At 73.2% G+C, this 13,355-nt stretch carries 13 protein-coding genes; 10 read left to right on the top strand and 3 right to left on the bottom strand.

Annotation, left to right across the window (positions count from 1 at the left end):
- The first annotated feature begins 16 nt into the window (after positions 1–16).
- From NZH93_RS13235 to NZH93_RS13210, 6 genes are read left to right on the top strand one after another with little or no spacing between them, the layout of a single operon-like run.
- Positions 17–1,120: a pyridoxal-phosphate-dependent aminotransferase family protein gene (locus NZH93_RS13235; protein ID WP_259623331.1), complete on the top strand. Its 1,104-nt coding sequence runs from the start codon at positions 17–19 to the stop codon at positions 1,118–1,120.
- Positions 1,110–1,796, top strand: coding sequence for a CDP-alcohol phosphatidyltransferase family protein (locus NZH93_RS13230; protein WP_259623330.1), 687 nt, complete (start codon positions 1,110–1,112; stop codon positions 1,794–1,796). Before NZH93_RS13235 ends, NZH93_RS13230 begins: the two co-directional genes overlap by 11 nt.
- Positions 1,793–2,983 (top strand): pyridoxal phosphate-dependent aminotransferase, encoded by a 1,191-nt coding sequence (locus NZH93_RS13225; RefSeq protein WP_259623329.1) that lies wholly within the window; start codon positions 1,793–1,795, stop codon positions 2,981–2,983. The genes NZH93_RS13230 and NZH93_RS13225 overlap by 4 nt, the downstream gene beginning before the upstream one ends.
- 4 nt (positions 2,984–2,987) lie before the next feature.
- Positions 2,988–3,722, top strand: coding sequence for a phosphocholine cytidylyltransferase family protein (locus NZH93_RS13220; protein ID WP_259623328.1), 735 nt, complete (start codon positions 2,988–2,990; stop codon positions 3,720–3,722).
- Positions 3,723–3,749: 27 nt separating this feature from the next.
- Positions 3,750–5,123 carry a CapA family protein gene (locus tag NZH93_RS13215; RefSeq protein WP_259623327.1) on the top strand — a complete coding sequence of 458 codons (1,374 nt, stop codon included), beginning with the start codon at positions 3,750–3,752 and terminating at the stop codon, positions 5,121–5,123.
- A 19-nt stretch (positions 5,124–5,142) separates the two neighbouring features.
- Entirely contained in the window at positions 5,143–6,153 is a 1,011-nt protein-coding gene (locus NZH93_RS13210; RefSeq protein WP_259623326.1) for an LLM class flavin-dependent oxidoreductase, read from the top strand.
- A gap of 60 nt (positions 6,154–6,213) precedes the next feature.
- On the opposite strand, the gene NZH93_RS13205 is transcribed toward NZH93_RS13210, so the two are convergent.
- Both NZH93_RS13205 and NZH93_RS13200 read right to left on the bottom strand, forming a co-directional pair.
- Positions 6,214–7,578: a UDP-N-acetylmuramoyl-tripeptide--D-alanyl-D-alanine ligase gene (locus NZH93_RS13205; RefSeq protein WP_259623570.1), complete on the bottom strand. Its 1,365-nt coding sequence runs from the start codon at positions 7,576–7,578 to the stop codon at positions 6,214–6,216.
- Positions 7,579–7,583: 5 nt separating this feature from the next.
- Positions 7,584–8,540, bottom strand: a complete 957-nt coding sequence (locus NZH93_RS13200) for a D-alanine--D-alanine ligase family protein (RefSeq protein ID WP_259623325.1) — start codon at positions 8,538–8,540, stop codon at positions 7,584–7,586.
- 291 nt (positions 8,541–8,831) lie between these two features.
- Here NZH93_RS13200 and NZH93_RS13195 point away from each other — a divergent pair, with 291 nt between their 5' ends.
- Positions 8,832–9,524: an aspartate/glutamate racemase family protein gene (locus tag NZH93_RS13195; protein WP_259623324.1), complete on the top strand. Its 693-nt coding sequence runs from the start codon at positions 8,832–8,834 to the stop codon at positions 9,522–9,524.
- Positions 9,525–9,542: 18 nt separating this feature from the next.
- Here NZH93_RS13195 and NZH93_RS13190 read toward each other — a convergent pair whose 3' ends face one another.
- Entirely contained in the window at positions 9,543–11,564 is a 2,022-nt protein-coding gene (locus NZH93_RS13190) for an ATP-binding protein (protein WP_259623323.1), read from the bottom strand.
- Between the two features lie 307 nt (positions 11,565–11,871).
- Here NZH93_RS13190 and NZH93_RS13185 point away from each other — a divergent pair, with 307 nt between their 5' ends.
- Genes NZH93_RS13185 through NZH93_RS13175 form a run of 3 tightly spaced genes read left to right on the top strand, consistent with a single transcriptional unit; the run spans position 11,872 to position 13,309 of the window.
- Positions 11,872–12,207 (top strand): ArsR/SmtB family transcription factor, encoded by a 336-nt coding sequence (locus tag NZH93_RS13185; protein WP_259623322.1) that lies wholly within the window; start codon positions 11,872–11,874, stop codon positions 12,205–12,207.
- On the top strand, positions 12,204–12,680 hold the full coding sequence (locus NZH93_RS13180; protein WP_259623321.1) for an SRPBCC domain-containing protein: 477 nt from the start codon (positions 12,204–12,206) through the stop codon (positions 12,678–12,680). Before NZH93_RS13185 ends, NZH93_RS13180 begins: the two co-directional genes overlap by 4 nt.
- Positions 12,677–13,309 (top strand): dihydrofolate reductase family protein, encoded by a 633-nt coding sequence (locus tag NZH93_RS13175; RefSeq protein ID WP_259623320.1) that lies wholly within the window; start codon positions 12,677–12,679, stop codon positions 13,307–13,309. The genes NZH93_RS13180 and NZH93_RS13175 overlap by 4 nt, the downstream gene beginning before the upstream one ends.
- The last annotated feature ends 46 nt before the right edge of the window (positions 13,310–13,355 follow it).

Below are 13,355 nucleotides of genomic sequence, written 5' to 3'. Positions count from 1 at the left end.
GACTAAGGAGGGGTCCATGCCTCGGGTGAACCTGCGGATCTCCGGACCGACACCGCTGCCACCGGAGGTGCGCGCGGCCCTGTCCACCGACATGGTCAGCCACCGGTCGGAGGCGTTCCGCGCCATCGTCCGCGAGGTGCTGCCGGGTCTCGGCGCGGTGTTCGGCGACCCGGCGACCGTGCTGCCGTTCACCTGCTCGGGAACGGGTGGCCTGGAGGCCGCGGTGGTCAACACCCTGCGCCCCGGCCAACGGGTCGTGGTGGTGTCCATCGGGTACTTCGGCGGCAGGCTGGCCGACATCGCCCGGACCGCGGGCCTCGACGTCGTGCTGGTCGAGGTGCCGTGGGGCCGGGCCGCCGATCCGCAGGACCTGGCGGCGGCGCTGCGCCGCACGCCCGACGTGGCCGCCGTGCTGATGACGCACAACGAGACGTCGACCGGGGTGCTGAACCCGCTGCCCGAGCTGTGCGCGGTGGTCCGTGAGCACAGCGACGCGCTGGTGGTCGCCGACGTCGTCAGCAGCGTCGGGGCGACGCCCGTGCTCATGCGGGAGTGGGGCGTGGACGTCGCGGTCGGCGTCAGCCAGAAGGCGCTGATGTCGCCGCCGGGCCTGGCGCTGCTGGGGGTCAGCGCGCGGGCCCTGGCCGTGGCCGCCGCGAACCCGGTGCGCCGCGGCTACTTCGACTTCACCGCGATGGCCGCGGCCGTCGAGGAGGGCACGACCACCTACACCCCGGCGATCCCGGTGTTCTACGCGCTCCGGGTCGCGCTGCGGATGATCGAGGACGAGGGCTGGGACCGCGTGCTCGCCCGGCACCGCAGGCTCGCCGAGCGGTGCCGCGACGGGATCGTCGACCTGGGCCTGGAGCCGGCGGCGGAGCGGGCGTACGCCTCGCCGACCGTGACCTCCCTGTCGCTGCCGGGTGAACTGCGCGCGAGCGAGGTCCGGGAGCGGTTGGCCGAGGAGCACCACGTGCTCGTTGCGTCCGGCCGCGCGAAGTGGAAGGAGAGCGTGCTGCGCGTCGGTCACCTGGGACACGTGGGGGACGAGGACGTGGAGGGCGTGCTGGCCGCGCTCGGTGCCGTGCTCCGCGACGGTGGTGCTCGCCATGGGGGCTGAGTCCGCGAACCCGGTGGGCAAGTCGGCCGCGGAAGGCGGGTACTGCCGCCTGGTGCAGCGGCGGCTGTCCGCGCTCGTCTCGCCCGCGCTGGCCCGCCGGTTCGGGCCGAACGCCGTCACCGCGCTCGACCTGCTCGCCGGGGTCGCGGCGGCGGTGTGCGTCCTCTTCGGACAGTTGGTGGCCGGCGCGCTGCTGGTGCAGATCTTCGGCGTGCTGTCCTGCGCCGACGGCGAGGTCGCCAGGATTCGCGGGGAAACCTCGGCGGCGGGGGACTTCTACGACACGATGACCGACCGGGTGGTCGAGGTGGCGCTGGTCGCCGCGGTGACCGCCCGGCTCCAGTCGGAGACCGGCACCGGCGCGCTGTGGGCCGGGTTCGCCGTGCTGGCCGGGGTGCTGTGCCTGGTGGTCAGCTCCGAGAAGTTCCGCTCGGCGTTCCGGGTGTCCTACCCCAAGGGCCGCTGGGAACGGCCCTTCTCCTGGATCAGCGCGGGCAGCGACGCCAGGCTGCTCGTGCTGACCGTCGCGCTGGTCGGGTGGGCGGTGGGCGGCCCCGCCGTCGCGCTGGTGGTGCTCTGGGCGCTGGCGGGCGGGATCGGTCTGAACCTGGTGTGGCGGAGTGTCGTCCTCGTGCGGACCGCGCTGCCCGCCGCGAGCACGGGAGGCCTGTCGTGAACCGGTTGCTGAGCGGGCTCGCGCCCCACGCGTCCAAGCGGATCTCCGAGTACGCCCAGCGGAATCCGGGGGTCGTCGACCTGACCGTCGGGCTCCCGTCGTTCGGTCCACCGAGGTCCTTCGGCGCGGCGCTGGCCCGGCTGTCCTCCGGCTCGCGGGAACTCGCCCGGCACGAGGACCGGTACGCGCACTCCCGCGGGGCGGTGGAACTCCGCACGGCCGTCGCCGAGGTGTACGCGGCCGAACAGGGCGTCGACCTCGACCCGGAGACGCAGGTCCTGGTCACCAACGGGGCGGCGGGCGCGTTGTGGACCGCGGTCCTCGCGGTCACGGAGCCGGGCGACGAGGTGCTGATCGCCGACCCCGCCTACATGATCTACCCGCCCATGGTCGAGCTGCTCGGCCGTCGGGTGGTCCGCGTCCCGACCAGTCCCTCCGACGGGTTCGCCCTGCACGTGGAGGACGTGCGGAGCCGCCTCACCCCGCGTTCGCGCGTCCTGCTGGTCAACTCGCCCGGCAACCCGACCGGGGCGGCGATCGGCGCGGACGGGCTGGCGGACCTCTGCGCGTTCGCGGCCGAGAACGGGCTGCGCGTGGTGCACGACGAAGTGCTGGACCGGTTCCTGCACCGGGGCGCGCACCGCTCGATCGCCGCGGTGGACCACCACGGCGTCGGCATCGCGGTCAACAGCCTCTCCAAGCGGTTCGGCATGGCCGGGTGGCGCGTCGGCTGGATGGTCGGCAGCCCGCCGGTGATCGCCGAGGCCGTCAAGGCCCACACGTTCTTCCTGCTCGCGGTGAGCCACGCCGTCCAGCTCGCCGCCGCCACGGCCCTGACCGACCCGGAGAGCGACCGGGAGGTGTCCCGGCACGCCGACGAGATCCGCGCGCGGGGCACGGCCTTCCTGGCCGAACTCGGGCGGGTGCCGGGACTGGAGGGCGCCCGGATGCCCGACGGCGGGTTCTACGCGTTCGTCGACGTGCGCGAGTTCGCGCGGCTGCACGGCATCCCGGTCGACGCGGGGCAGGACGCGGGTGACGCCGTGGCCGAGCACCTGCTGCGCGAGCGCGGTGTCGCGGTGGTCCCCGGATCGGCGTTCGGCGGCGCGGGGGAGGGGTTCGTCCGGATGTCGTTCGCCTGCGGCGAGGACCGGCTCGGCCGCGCGGTGGAGAGGTTGGTGGGGTGAGGTGGTGAACGGGACCAGGGTGATCATCCCGGCGGCCGGGATCGGGTCGCGGCTCCGGCCCTACACGGAGGACGCGCCGAAGGCGCTGGTGCCGATCGGCGGCGTGCCGCTGATCTGGCACACGATGCGGCGCCTGGCCGCGGCGGCGGTCCCCGAGGTGGTGGTGGTGTGCGGGCACCTGTCGGACCGGCTCCGGGCGTCGCTGCGCGAGTGCCCGGACACCCCCACGGTGCGGTTCGTGGAGAACCCGGACTTCGCGCACACCAACAGCATCGTGTCCCTCGCGCTGACGAGGACCTTCTGGGACGAGCCGTTCTGCGTGCTCGACGGCGACGTGCTGATCAGCGGCGGGCTGCTGCGGCGGGTGCTCGACGCCCGAGGGGACGTCCTCGTGGTGGACACGGGCAAGGACCACGCGGACATCGACATGAAGGTGCGGATGCGCGAGGGCCGGGCGGTGGACTTCGGCAAGGACCTCGACCCGGAACCGGGGCAGGGCGAGTTCTTCGGCGTCAGCCGGTGGAGCCCGACCGGCGCGGCCCGCCTGTCCTCGGCCATCGACGACCTGCTCGCGGAGGGGCGCACCGGTGACTGGTACGAGTCCGCGATGCGCAGGCTCGCCGCCGAGGGCGGGCTGGAGGTCCTGCCCGCGACCTCCGCCGAGTGGGCCGAGGTCGACGCCGAGGTGGACATCCCGGCCGCCGCGGCTCTCGTCGAACGGGACGCAGGCGTCAGGTGAGCGAACCGAGACCCGCTTGGAGGCACCATGGGCAGTCCAGTCCGAGACCGGGGCATCACGATCGCCGCGGCAGGCAGCGCGATGTTCCAGACGAGGCTCCGCACCGTGCAGGACCCCGGTCTGCACAGCCTCTTCGACGTCCTCCGCTCCGCCGACGTCGGTCTCCTCAACCTCGAAGCCCCGATCCGCGACGTCGACGCCCACCCGGTGAAGCAGGTGTACACGTCCTACGTCACCAGTGAGCCGTGGGTGACGGAGGAGTTGACCTGGGGGGGCGTGAACATGGTATCGCTGGCCAACAACCACATGTCCGACTGGTCCGCGTCGTCGATCGCCACCAACCAGCGCCTCCTCGACGAGGCCGGGATCGCCTGGGCGGGCGCGGGTCGCACGCTCGCCGCGGCCCGCGCCCCCGGCTACCTGGACACCCCGCAGGGCCGGGTCGGTCTGATAGCGGTGGACTCCTCCTACGAGTACGGCCAGTACTACCAGGTCCAGATGGGCGCCGACCCCCACGGTGACGTGCCGGGACGGCCGGGCACCAGCGGTCTGCGGTGGGACACCACCTACGTGCTGGACCCCGAGCGCTTCGACCGGCTGCGGGAGGCGCATCGCGCCCTCGGCCTGCACCGCGAGGGGATGGAGATCACCCACCTCGCCGAGCGCAGGCCCACCCCGGACTCCTTCCTGTTCCGCGGTGTGACCATCCTCCGTGGACGGACGCCCGGTGTGCGGACCGCGTGCAGGCCCGTCGACCTCGACCAGGTGGTCCGCTGGATCCGCGGCACCCGCTCGCAGGTCGACTACCTCGTGGTGTCCCACCACAACCACCAGGCCGCGGGGACCGAGTGGGAGCTGCCCGCCGACTTCACCCGCGAGTTCGCGCACGCCGCCGTCGACGCGGGCGCGGACGTCTACATCGGACACGGGTACACCCCCAAGGGCGTCGAGCTGTATCGGGGCAAGGTGATCTGCTACGACATCGGCGACTGGTCCACCCAGGACGCCGCCGCGCGGTGGCACCCGGCGGACGCCTACGAGCGGTGGGGCCTGGATCCGGGGGCCACGCCCGGTGACTTCGCCACGGCCAGGGAACGGGCGCGCGCGGAGGCCAGGGACGCCTTCGCGGGCACCGAGTTCGGCGACCAGGTGAAGGCGTACTCCGCGGCCGTCGGCCAGAGCGCGGTCGTGCGGATCACGTTCGACGAGGACCGGGTGTCCGGTGTCGAGCTGCACCCCTCGCTCCCGCGCGCCGACGCGCGCCGACACCTGCGGAACCTGCCGACCCGTGCCGTCGGGGAGGCCGCGGAGCGGGTGGTCGGGCGGTTCGCCGCGGCGTCGGCCCCGCTCGGCACGAAGATCGACCACCGGGACGGTGTCGGGCACGTGGTCCTGCACTGAGCGGTCAGGAGGAGGCTCGATGAAGTTCGGCTTGTGGCTGACGGCGCAGCACCCCGAGTCCGTGACCGCGGCCGAAGCGGTCGCCCAGCACCTGGAGCAGGTTCGCACGGCCGCCGAGCTCGGCTTCGACCTGGCGCTCGCGGGCCAGCACTTCCTGCCCCAGCCGTACTGGATGCTCCAGAACGTGCCGCTGCTCGCCCGCGTCGCGGCGGAGGCGGGCCCGATGCGGCTCGGCACCGGGATCTCGTTGCTGACCCTGCTGAACCCGGTGGAGCTAGCGGAAACGGTCGCCACCATGGACGCGCTGACGTCCGGCAGGTTCGTGCTGGGGGTGGGGCAGGGGTACCGGACCGTGGAGGACGACGCCTTCGGCATCACCGCGCGGCGGGGGCGCCTGTTCGAGGAGAAGGTCCGGATCGTCCGCGACCTGCTCTCCGGCGCACGGGTCACCGCGGACGGACCCGGCTACCGGTTGCGGGAGGCGCAGCTCGCGCTGCCCGCGCCGTCGGTTCCGCTGTGGATCGCGGCGAACAGCGACGCCGGGGTGCGCCGAGCGGCCAGGCTGGGCGACACGTGGCTGCTCAACCCGCACAGCGACCTCGTCCAGCTCGCGCGCCAGGTCGACCTGTACCACCGGGAACGGGCCGCCGCGGGCCGTCCATCCACTGAGGACCTGCCCGCGGCGCGCGAGGTCTGCGTCCGCCCGACCACGCAGGAGGCGCTCGACGTGGCGAGACCGCACGTCGAGGCGAAGTACGCGGCCTACGTGTCCTGGGGGCAGGACGCGACGATGCCGTCGGGGGACACCCTGCGGCGGGACTGGCCGGACCTGGTCGCCGACGGCAGGTTCATCATCGGCTCGCCGGAGGACTGCGTCGCGCGGATCGTCGAGCACGTCGACCGGCTGGGCGTCACCGAGCTGGTCTGCCGGTTCCAGTGGCCGGGCACGCCGCAGCACGAGGTGCTCCGGTCGATGCGGCTGTTCGCCGCCGAGGTCGTGCCCGCGGTGGAGGAGGCGCTGCGCGGGTGACCCCGCCGACGGACGTCGACGAGGCCACCCCCACGGCATTGCGCTGCGCGGCCGTGACCGTCAGAGCGCGGCGAGTTCACGGGCGCAGACGCCCAGCCCGTACTCGCTGGACGCCTTGACGAACACGACGTCGCCCGGCGCGATCAGCTCGGTGGCCACCTTGACGGCCTCGGTCACGTCCTCGACCGTGTGTACCGCGACCTCGGTCCCGGACGCCTCACGGGCGATGGCCCGCTGATCGCCGTCGCCGACCACGATCAGCACCTGGATGCCGAGGTCGGCCACCAGCCTGCCGATCTGCTCGTGCTTGGCCAGCGAGGCGTCGCCCTGCTGGCCCATCCCGCCGAGCACGGCGACGGCCCGGCGGTCACCGGCCAGCGCCCGGAACGCGGTCAGCCCGGCGCGCATGGACTCCGGGTTGGCGTTGTAGGCGTCGTTGATGACCGTGACGCCGTCGGCGCGCTCGGTGATCTCGAAGCGCCCCGACGAGCGGCGCCTGGCCGCGTTGAGCCCGGCGGCGACCTCCTCGATCGGCAGCCCCAGCGCGGTGGCCGCCGCGGCGGCGCCCAGTGCGTTGGCCACCTGGTGCTCACCGATGAGGTCGAGCGCGATCCGGGCCCGGCCGGTGGGGGTGACCAGGTCGAACGAGGGCCGGGCCCCGTCACCCAGCGACACGTCCTCGGCCCGCACGCTCGCCTCCGGCGACCGGCCGTACAGCACGACGTGGCCCCTGGTGCGCTCGGCCATGGCCAGGACGTACGGGTCGTCGGCGTTGAGCAGCGCGTACCCGTCGGGGGTCAGCGCCTCCACCAGCTCGCCCTTGGCCGCGGCGACGTCCGCCTTCCCGCCGCCCATGCGGGAGACGTGCGCGGTGCCGACGTTGAGCACCAGGCTCACCTGGGGCGGGGCGATCCCGGTCAGGTAGGTCAGGTCGCCCTTCGTGCCCGCGCCCATCTCCAGCACCAGGTACCGGGTGTCGCCGTCGGCCCGCAGCACGGTGAGCGGCAGCCCCAGCTCGTTGTTGAACGAGCGGTCGGTCGAGATCGTCGGCGCGCGCTGTTCGAGCACCTGGGCCAGCATGTCCTTCGTCGTGGTCTTGCCGACCGAGCCGGTCAGGGCGACCACCGTGCAGTCGAGGCGGGCCAGCACGTGCGCGGCCAGTACGCCCAGCGCCCGCTGCACGTCCTCCACCACGATCGCGGGCACCCCGACGGGGCGGGTCGCCAGCACGGCGACGGCCCCGCTTGCGACGGCCTTGGCCGCGTAGTCGTGGCCGTCGACGTTGGCGCCCGCGGTCGCGGCGAACAGGCCGCCCGTGACCACTTCGCGCGAGTCGACCGCGGGCGGCCCCGTCACCAGCGCTTCGGGGTCGGTCACGCCGTCCAGACCCGCTTCCAGGACGCGCGCGATCTCCGCCACCGTCATCGGGATCACGCGCTGCTCCTCGCGAGGCCCAGGTCGATGAGGCGGGTCAGCAGCTCGCCGTAGGTGAGCCCGCTGGCCTGCCAGCCCCTGGCGTAGACCGACCGGGGGGTGAAGCCCGGCATCGTGTTGATCTCCAGCACGTACAGGCGGCCCGTCTGCTCCTCGTAGAGGAAGTCGACCCGTGCCAGCCCGTAGCCGCCGATGGCGCGGTAGGCGCGCAGGGACAGCTCGCGCACCTCCTCGGTGATCCGCTCGGGCAGCGGCGCGGGAACGGTGGCGATCTCGGCCTCGCTGAGGTACTTACCCTCGTAGTCGAGCCAGTCGCCGTGGACGTTCAACTCGACCACGGTGGAGACCTCGGGGGTGTCGTGGTCGCCGAGCACGCCGCAGGTCAGCTCGCGGGCGACGACGCCCTGCTCGACGACGGCGACCCGGTCGTAGCCGAAGGCCAGCTCGACGCCCGCCTGGAGTTCGTCCATGGAGGTGACGCGCGAGATGCCGATGGAGGAGCCCATGTTGGCGGGCTTGACGTACATCGGCCAGGTGAGGGACTTCACCAGGCCTTCCCGGTCGGTCGTGGTGCCCCAGTCGTGCTCGGAGAACCAGACGTGCGGGGTGACGGGCAGTTCCTCCGCCAGGAACGCCCGGCGCGTCATGGTCTTGTCCATCGCCACGGCCGACGCCAGGACGCCGCACCCGACGTACGGCAGGCCCAGCGCCTCCAGGTGACCCTGGACCACGCCGTCCTCGCCGTACGGGCCGTGCAGCACGGGGAAGACGACGTCCACCACGTCGCGGCGCAGCTCCTGCGACCACCGACCCTGCCGGTCGATGACGACGAGCACGGGGTCGTACCGCTCCTTCGGCAGCGCGTCGAGCACCGCCTGCGCCGACTGGAGCGAAACCTCGTGCTCGGCGGACGGCCCGCCGGCCAGCACGGCCACGCGCAGGCGTTCATTCATGATGCTTCAGCCTTCCTCGCCAAAGGGGAACCAGGGCAGTGTCGGGGGTCCGGCTGCCCGATCACCAGAGCATTCACTGCCCAATTTCTGGTCATCCCCGTGACCGGCTTCGCGCGCCCGCGTGACAGAGGCACGCGCGCGAGGCGGTGCGACCGGCGGGGGAAACCATTGCGGCAGAACGCATCCTGATCAGAAAGTGCTCAGCGGGACTCACCCGAATGGACAGTTTTTGGTCTGCCGGGTGAACAAGGCCTCCGTCTAACCTGCGGGGACGGTAACGGACGGAGAGTCATGCGCACAATCGGTCTGATCGGCGGACTGAGCTGGGAATCGACGGTCATCTACTACCAGATCATCAATCAGCGGGTGCGCGAGCGCCTCGGTGGCAGCCACAACGCCAACAGCGTGATCTGGTCGGTGGACTACACGGTCGTCGAGGACCTCATCTTCGCGGGCAAGTGGGACGAGGTGGGCGAGATGCTCGCGACCGCCGGTGTCCAACTGGAAGGGATGGGGGCCGAGCTGCTGCTCATCTGCAGCAACACCTTCAGCCGGGTGAACGACGAGGTGGAGCGGGCGGCGAGCGTGCCGGTGCTGCACATCGCCGACGCCGTGGGCGCCGCGGTCAGCGCCAAGGGGATGCGCAAGGTCGGCCTGTTGGGCACCCGCTTCACCATGGAGGAGGCCTTCTACCGGGACCGGCTCGCCGCGCACGGCTTCGAGGTCGTGGTCCCGGAGAGCGCCGAGCGCGAGATGGTCCACGGGGTGATCTTCGACGAGCTGGTGCGCGGGGTGCTGCGGCCCTCGTCCAGGGACGCCTACGTGCGGACGATCGAGGGCCTGGCCGACCAGGGCGCCGAGGCCGTCATCCTCGGCTGCACCGAGATCGAGCTGCTGATCACCGACAAGGACACCGTCATCCCGCTGCTGCCGAGCGCTCGGCTGCACGCGGAGGCGGCGGCCGAGTTCGCGCTGAACGGCTGACCTCCGGATCGGACCCGCTCAGGTCGACCCGTGGACTTCGCGGCGCCAGAGCTCCTCGCAGATGCGTTCGATGCCGGCGGACAGGTGACGGCGGTAGGTGGTGAACGACAGCCCGAGGCGCTCGGCCGCGGCTTCCTGGGTGGGGGCGCCGCGCAGGTAGGTGATGTCGAGGGCGCGGTGCGGCTTGCCCGCCCGCGGGTCCCGGCCCAGGTCGTGGATGCTCTCCTCCAGCAGCTCCCGCAGCGCCATGACCGGGTCGGCCCGGCCCGCGAGCAGCCTGCTGCGGGTGAGGGGGTTGGTGGCCAGCTCCCCCGACCTGGACAGGTGGCGCAGCGCCTTACGGATGGCGTCGGTGAACTCCTCCTGCGACAGCACCACCAGCTCCGGCTCACGGGTGACCGGCGGCTCCTGCACGCTGGCCGACAGCACCCGGTCGAGCCAGACCTGCGCGGGCACGGCCCGCCAGTCGTGGGCGGGCAGGAGGTACTCGACGGCTCCCTCCCTCGCGCGGCGGCCGAGGGCGTGCATGCCGTAGTACCCGTAGTGGTCACCAGGGGGCGCGTCGCCGCGGACGGCCGCGAACGACCAGGCCATGCGTTCCGAGCGCAGGAACCAGCCCACCGCCCGCCACTGGATCAGCGTCGTCACCGGTGACGTTCCCCAGTCGCACCGGCGCACCCAGGTCCGGTGGACGGCCAGGTGCTCGCCGAGCCGCAGCGGGGCGGTGGCGCGGGCGGTGGCCCAAGCCGTGGCGGTGACCGGGTCCGGCTGCGCCTCCGCCTCGGACTCCAGCCGGAGCCACGCCGAGGCGCCCGCCAGCTCGCCGTCCGCGGTGCGCCGGTAGAGGCGGAACGCCTTCGGCCTCCGCGCGGTCCAGTGGGTGACGGCGGCCACGCTCCCCGCGTCCCACTCGGCGGCCAGCCGCAGCAGGTCCTCGGTGTCCTCGGGGCGGAAGACGTGCTCGTACACCTCGCCCTCGCCGCGCCAGAAGTGCGGCGCAGGCGTCCCGCCCTCGTCGCGGTGCAGGTAGAACAGCGAGCCGACGGCCCCCGGCACGTGCGCGTCGTCGGCCTCGCGGATCTGCTGCGCGAGGTGGGCCTCGACCCGACGGCGCAGGTCGGCGTAGCCCTCCGGGTCGCGCCAGCGCAGGTCCGCGTCCAGCACCTCCCGCACGACGTCGTGCGGGTACAACCCGAGCGGGCTCGACTCGACGAACGGCAGCCGCCGCAGCCAGGCGAACAGCGCCGCCGAGTCCTCGTCGGGCAGCACCGCGCGCAGGACGTCCTGCGTCGACATGTACGTGTGCGCGCAGACCTCCAGCGCCCGCCGGTGCGCCGGGTCGGGCACGTCGCCGACGAGCTGGTCGAGCAGGGTGGCGATCACGTCGCGGCCGGGTGTCCAGCGGGAGTTGGCGGTGCCGTCGTCGAGCGCCGCCGCGGCGCCGAGCGACAGCGCGAGCGGGTGCCCGCCCGCGAAGGCGAGCAGCGGGTCGCGCAGCTCGGCGGGCACGCCGCGGGAGTCCAGCAGCGCGGCGGCGTCCATGGCGTCCAGGTCGCCCAGCCCGATGACCCGCAGCACGTCGGCCCAGCCAGGATCGGCCAGCCACATCATGTCCGGGGGAGTGCGCCCGGCCACCACGACCAGCGCGCCGACCGGCAGCGTCGGCAGGAACCCCTCGCGCAGCCAGCCCTCCAGGGCGTGGACGCGCTCGAAGGTGTCGACCAGCAGCACCGCGCGCTCGTCGGTGAGCACGGCCGTGGTCGCGGCGAGGAAGGCCGAGGGGGACGGGTCGAGCGTCCGCCCGTCCAGTGCCGTCGCGGCGCGACCGGCCTCCGCGGCCCGCTGGGCGAAGCGCCTGAGCAGCGCGGACTTGCCGATGCCCGCGGGGCCGTGCACGAACAGCAGCCCGCCGCCGCTCAGCGCGTCGTCGAAGGCGGCGAGCTCCTCCTTGCGGCCGACGAAGGCGCGGTGCCTCGCGGCCTGGAGGCGCCCCTCCCAGCGCCCGGCACGCTGTTCCTCCTCGTCGGGCTTGCAGAGCACTGCCGATCTCCTAGGTCGTCGTGGGCGTGCCGCTGTCGCCTCGGCGGCGCCGCTCCTGCTCGCGGCGGGGCCACGAACTCATTCAACGTGACGTGGCGTCGCCCGGCCGCATGGGGTTCCCGATAGGGCGACAATATGCCGCCGAACGGGGGAGCGGAGGGCGAGGGTCCCGCTCCGCACCGGTCGAGAACGCCATCAGTGCAGGTCAGGCCATGTTCCAGGGCTGAGGACGTCGTAGCCGCGCGCCCGTGCCGACCTGAACACTTAGCCCTTGCGCTTAGTGTTCGGACGAGCAACACTTAGCCGCATGGCACAGTATTCGGTGGAGCTCGACGGGGTGTTCACCGCTCTCGCCGACCCGACCCGGCGCGGCGTCATCCACCGCCTCGGCCGCGGCCCGACCAGCGTGGGCGACCTCGCCCGCGAGTTCCCGATGACCCTCCCCTCCTTCATGAAGCACGTGCGGACGCTGGAGGGGACCGGCCTGATCCGCACGGTCAAGCACGGCCGGGTGCGGACCTGCGTGCTCAACCGCGACCGCCTCGCCCTCGTCGACGGCTGGCTCGCCGAGCAGCGCCGGATCTGGGAAGAGCGCACCGACCGCCTCGAACGCCTCGTCACCGACCAGGAGGAACACCCGTGAACCCCGACCTCGACCTGACCCTGCACCGGGTCGTCCGCGCGCCCCGCTCGGCGCTGTGGAGCGCGTGGACCGACCCGGCCCGCTTCGCGAAGTGGTGGCTCCCGGCACCGCTCACGTGCCGGGTCGACCGCCTCGACGTCCGGCCCGGCGGGGCGCTCGTGACGCTGATGAGCGAGGACGGCGCGGACTTCGTTCCGCACCTCGATGCGACCTTCCTCGTCGTGGAGGAGCGGGAGCGGATCGTGTTCACCAACGCGGTCGACAGCGCCTGGCGCCCCGCGAACCCCCAGCCGGTGTCCATGACGGCGGAGATCGTGCTGGGCGACCACCCGGACGGCACGGACTACCGGGTAGTCGTCCGGCACGGCGACCCGGCCGCCCGCGCCCGCCACGAGGAACTGGGCTTCCTCGACGGCTGGGGCTCGGTCACCGAGCAGCTCGCCGCGCTGGTCGAGGACCGGGGCGCGCGGTGAGGATCGCCCTCACGGCGTTCGTCACGCTCGACGGGGTCAGCCAGGGTCCCGGTTCGCCCACCGAGGACACGAGCGACGGCTTCACCCGCGGCGGCTGGCTCGTGCCCCACCTCGACGAGACCTTCGTCCGGCGCGCCTCCGACTGGCTGGACCTCGCCGACGGCCTGCTGCTCGGGCGGCGGACCTACGAGGCGTTCGCCAGGGACTGGCCCGCGATCACCGACCCGGACGACCCGTTCACCGAGCGGATGAACTCGCTGCCGAAGTACGTGGTGACCAACACCCTCGCCGAGGCGGACTGGCACCCGGTGACCGTCCTGCGCGGCGACCCGGTCCGGACCGTCGGCGAGCTGAAGGCGCGGCCGGGGCGTGAGCTCCAGGTCCACGGGAGCGCGCGACTCGGCAACGCGCTGCTGGCGGCGGGCCTCGTCGACGCGCTCCGGCTCGTCGTCGCCCCGGTCGTCGTCGGCTCAGGGCGGCGCCTGCTCGACCACCCGAGCGCACCCACCGGTCTCCGGCTCGTCCACCACGAGGTGACGGCGACCGGCCTGGTGCTGCTCGAGTACGAGGCCGCGGGAGCCGCCCAGGCGGCGGAGTACGAGGGGGTCACGGCCTTCGTCCCGTCCTAAAAGGACTCGAACCACCGCCTGCCGCTCGTGCCGGGCGGACCGGCAC

Source organism: Umezawaea endophytica, from assembly GCF_025061645.1.
GTDB classification, from domain to species: domain Bacteria; phylum Actinomycetota; class Actinomycetes; order Mycobacteriales; family Pseudonocardiaceae; genus Umezawaea; species Umezawaea endophytica.
This window is presented reverse-complemented; position numbering and strand designations above follow the sequence as displayed.

Excerpts from the sequence above, each read along its gene's own strand:
- NZH93_RS13235 (WP_259623331.1), top strand. The coding sequence starts at position 17 with ATGCCTCGGGTGAACCTGCGGATCTCCGGACCGACACCGCTGCCACCG.
- NZH93_RS13230 (WP_259623330.1), top strand. The coding sequence starts at position 1,110 with ATGGGGGCTGAGTCCGCGAACCCGGTGGGCAAGTCGGCCGCGGAAGGC.
- NZH93_RS13215 (WP_259623327.1), top strand. The coding sequence starts at position 3,750 with ATGGGCAGTCCAGTCCGAGACCGGGGCATCACGATCGCCGCGGCAGGC.
- NZH93_RS13210 (WP_259623326.1), top strand. The coding sequence starts at position 5,143 with ATGAAGTTCGGCTTGTGGCTGACGGCGCAGCACCCCGAGTCCGTGACC.
- NZH93_RS13205 (WP_259623570.1), bottom strand. The coding sequence starts at position 7,578 with ATGACGGTGGCGGAGATCGCGCGCGTCCTGGAAGCGGGTCTGGACGGC.
- NZH93_RS13200 (WP_259623325.1), bottom strand. The coding sequence starts at position 8,540 with ATGAATGAACGCCTGCGCGTGGCCGTGCTGGCCGGCGGGCCGTCCGCC.
- NZH93_RS13195 (WP_259623324.1), top strand. The coding sequence starts at position 8,832 with ATGCGCACAATCGGTCTGATCGGCGGACTGAGCTGGGAATCGACGGTC.
- NZH93_RS13185 (WP_259623322.1), top strand. The coding sequence starts at position 11,872 with ATGGCACAGTATTCGGTGGAGCTCGACGGGGTGTTCACCGCTCTCGCC.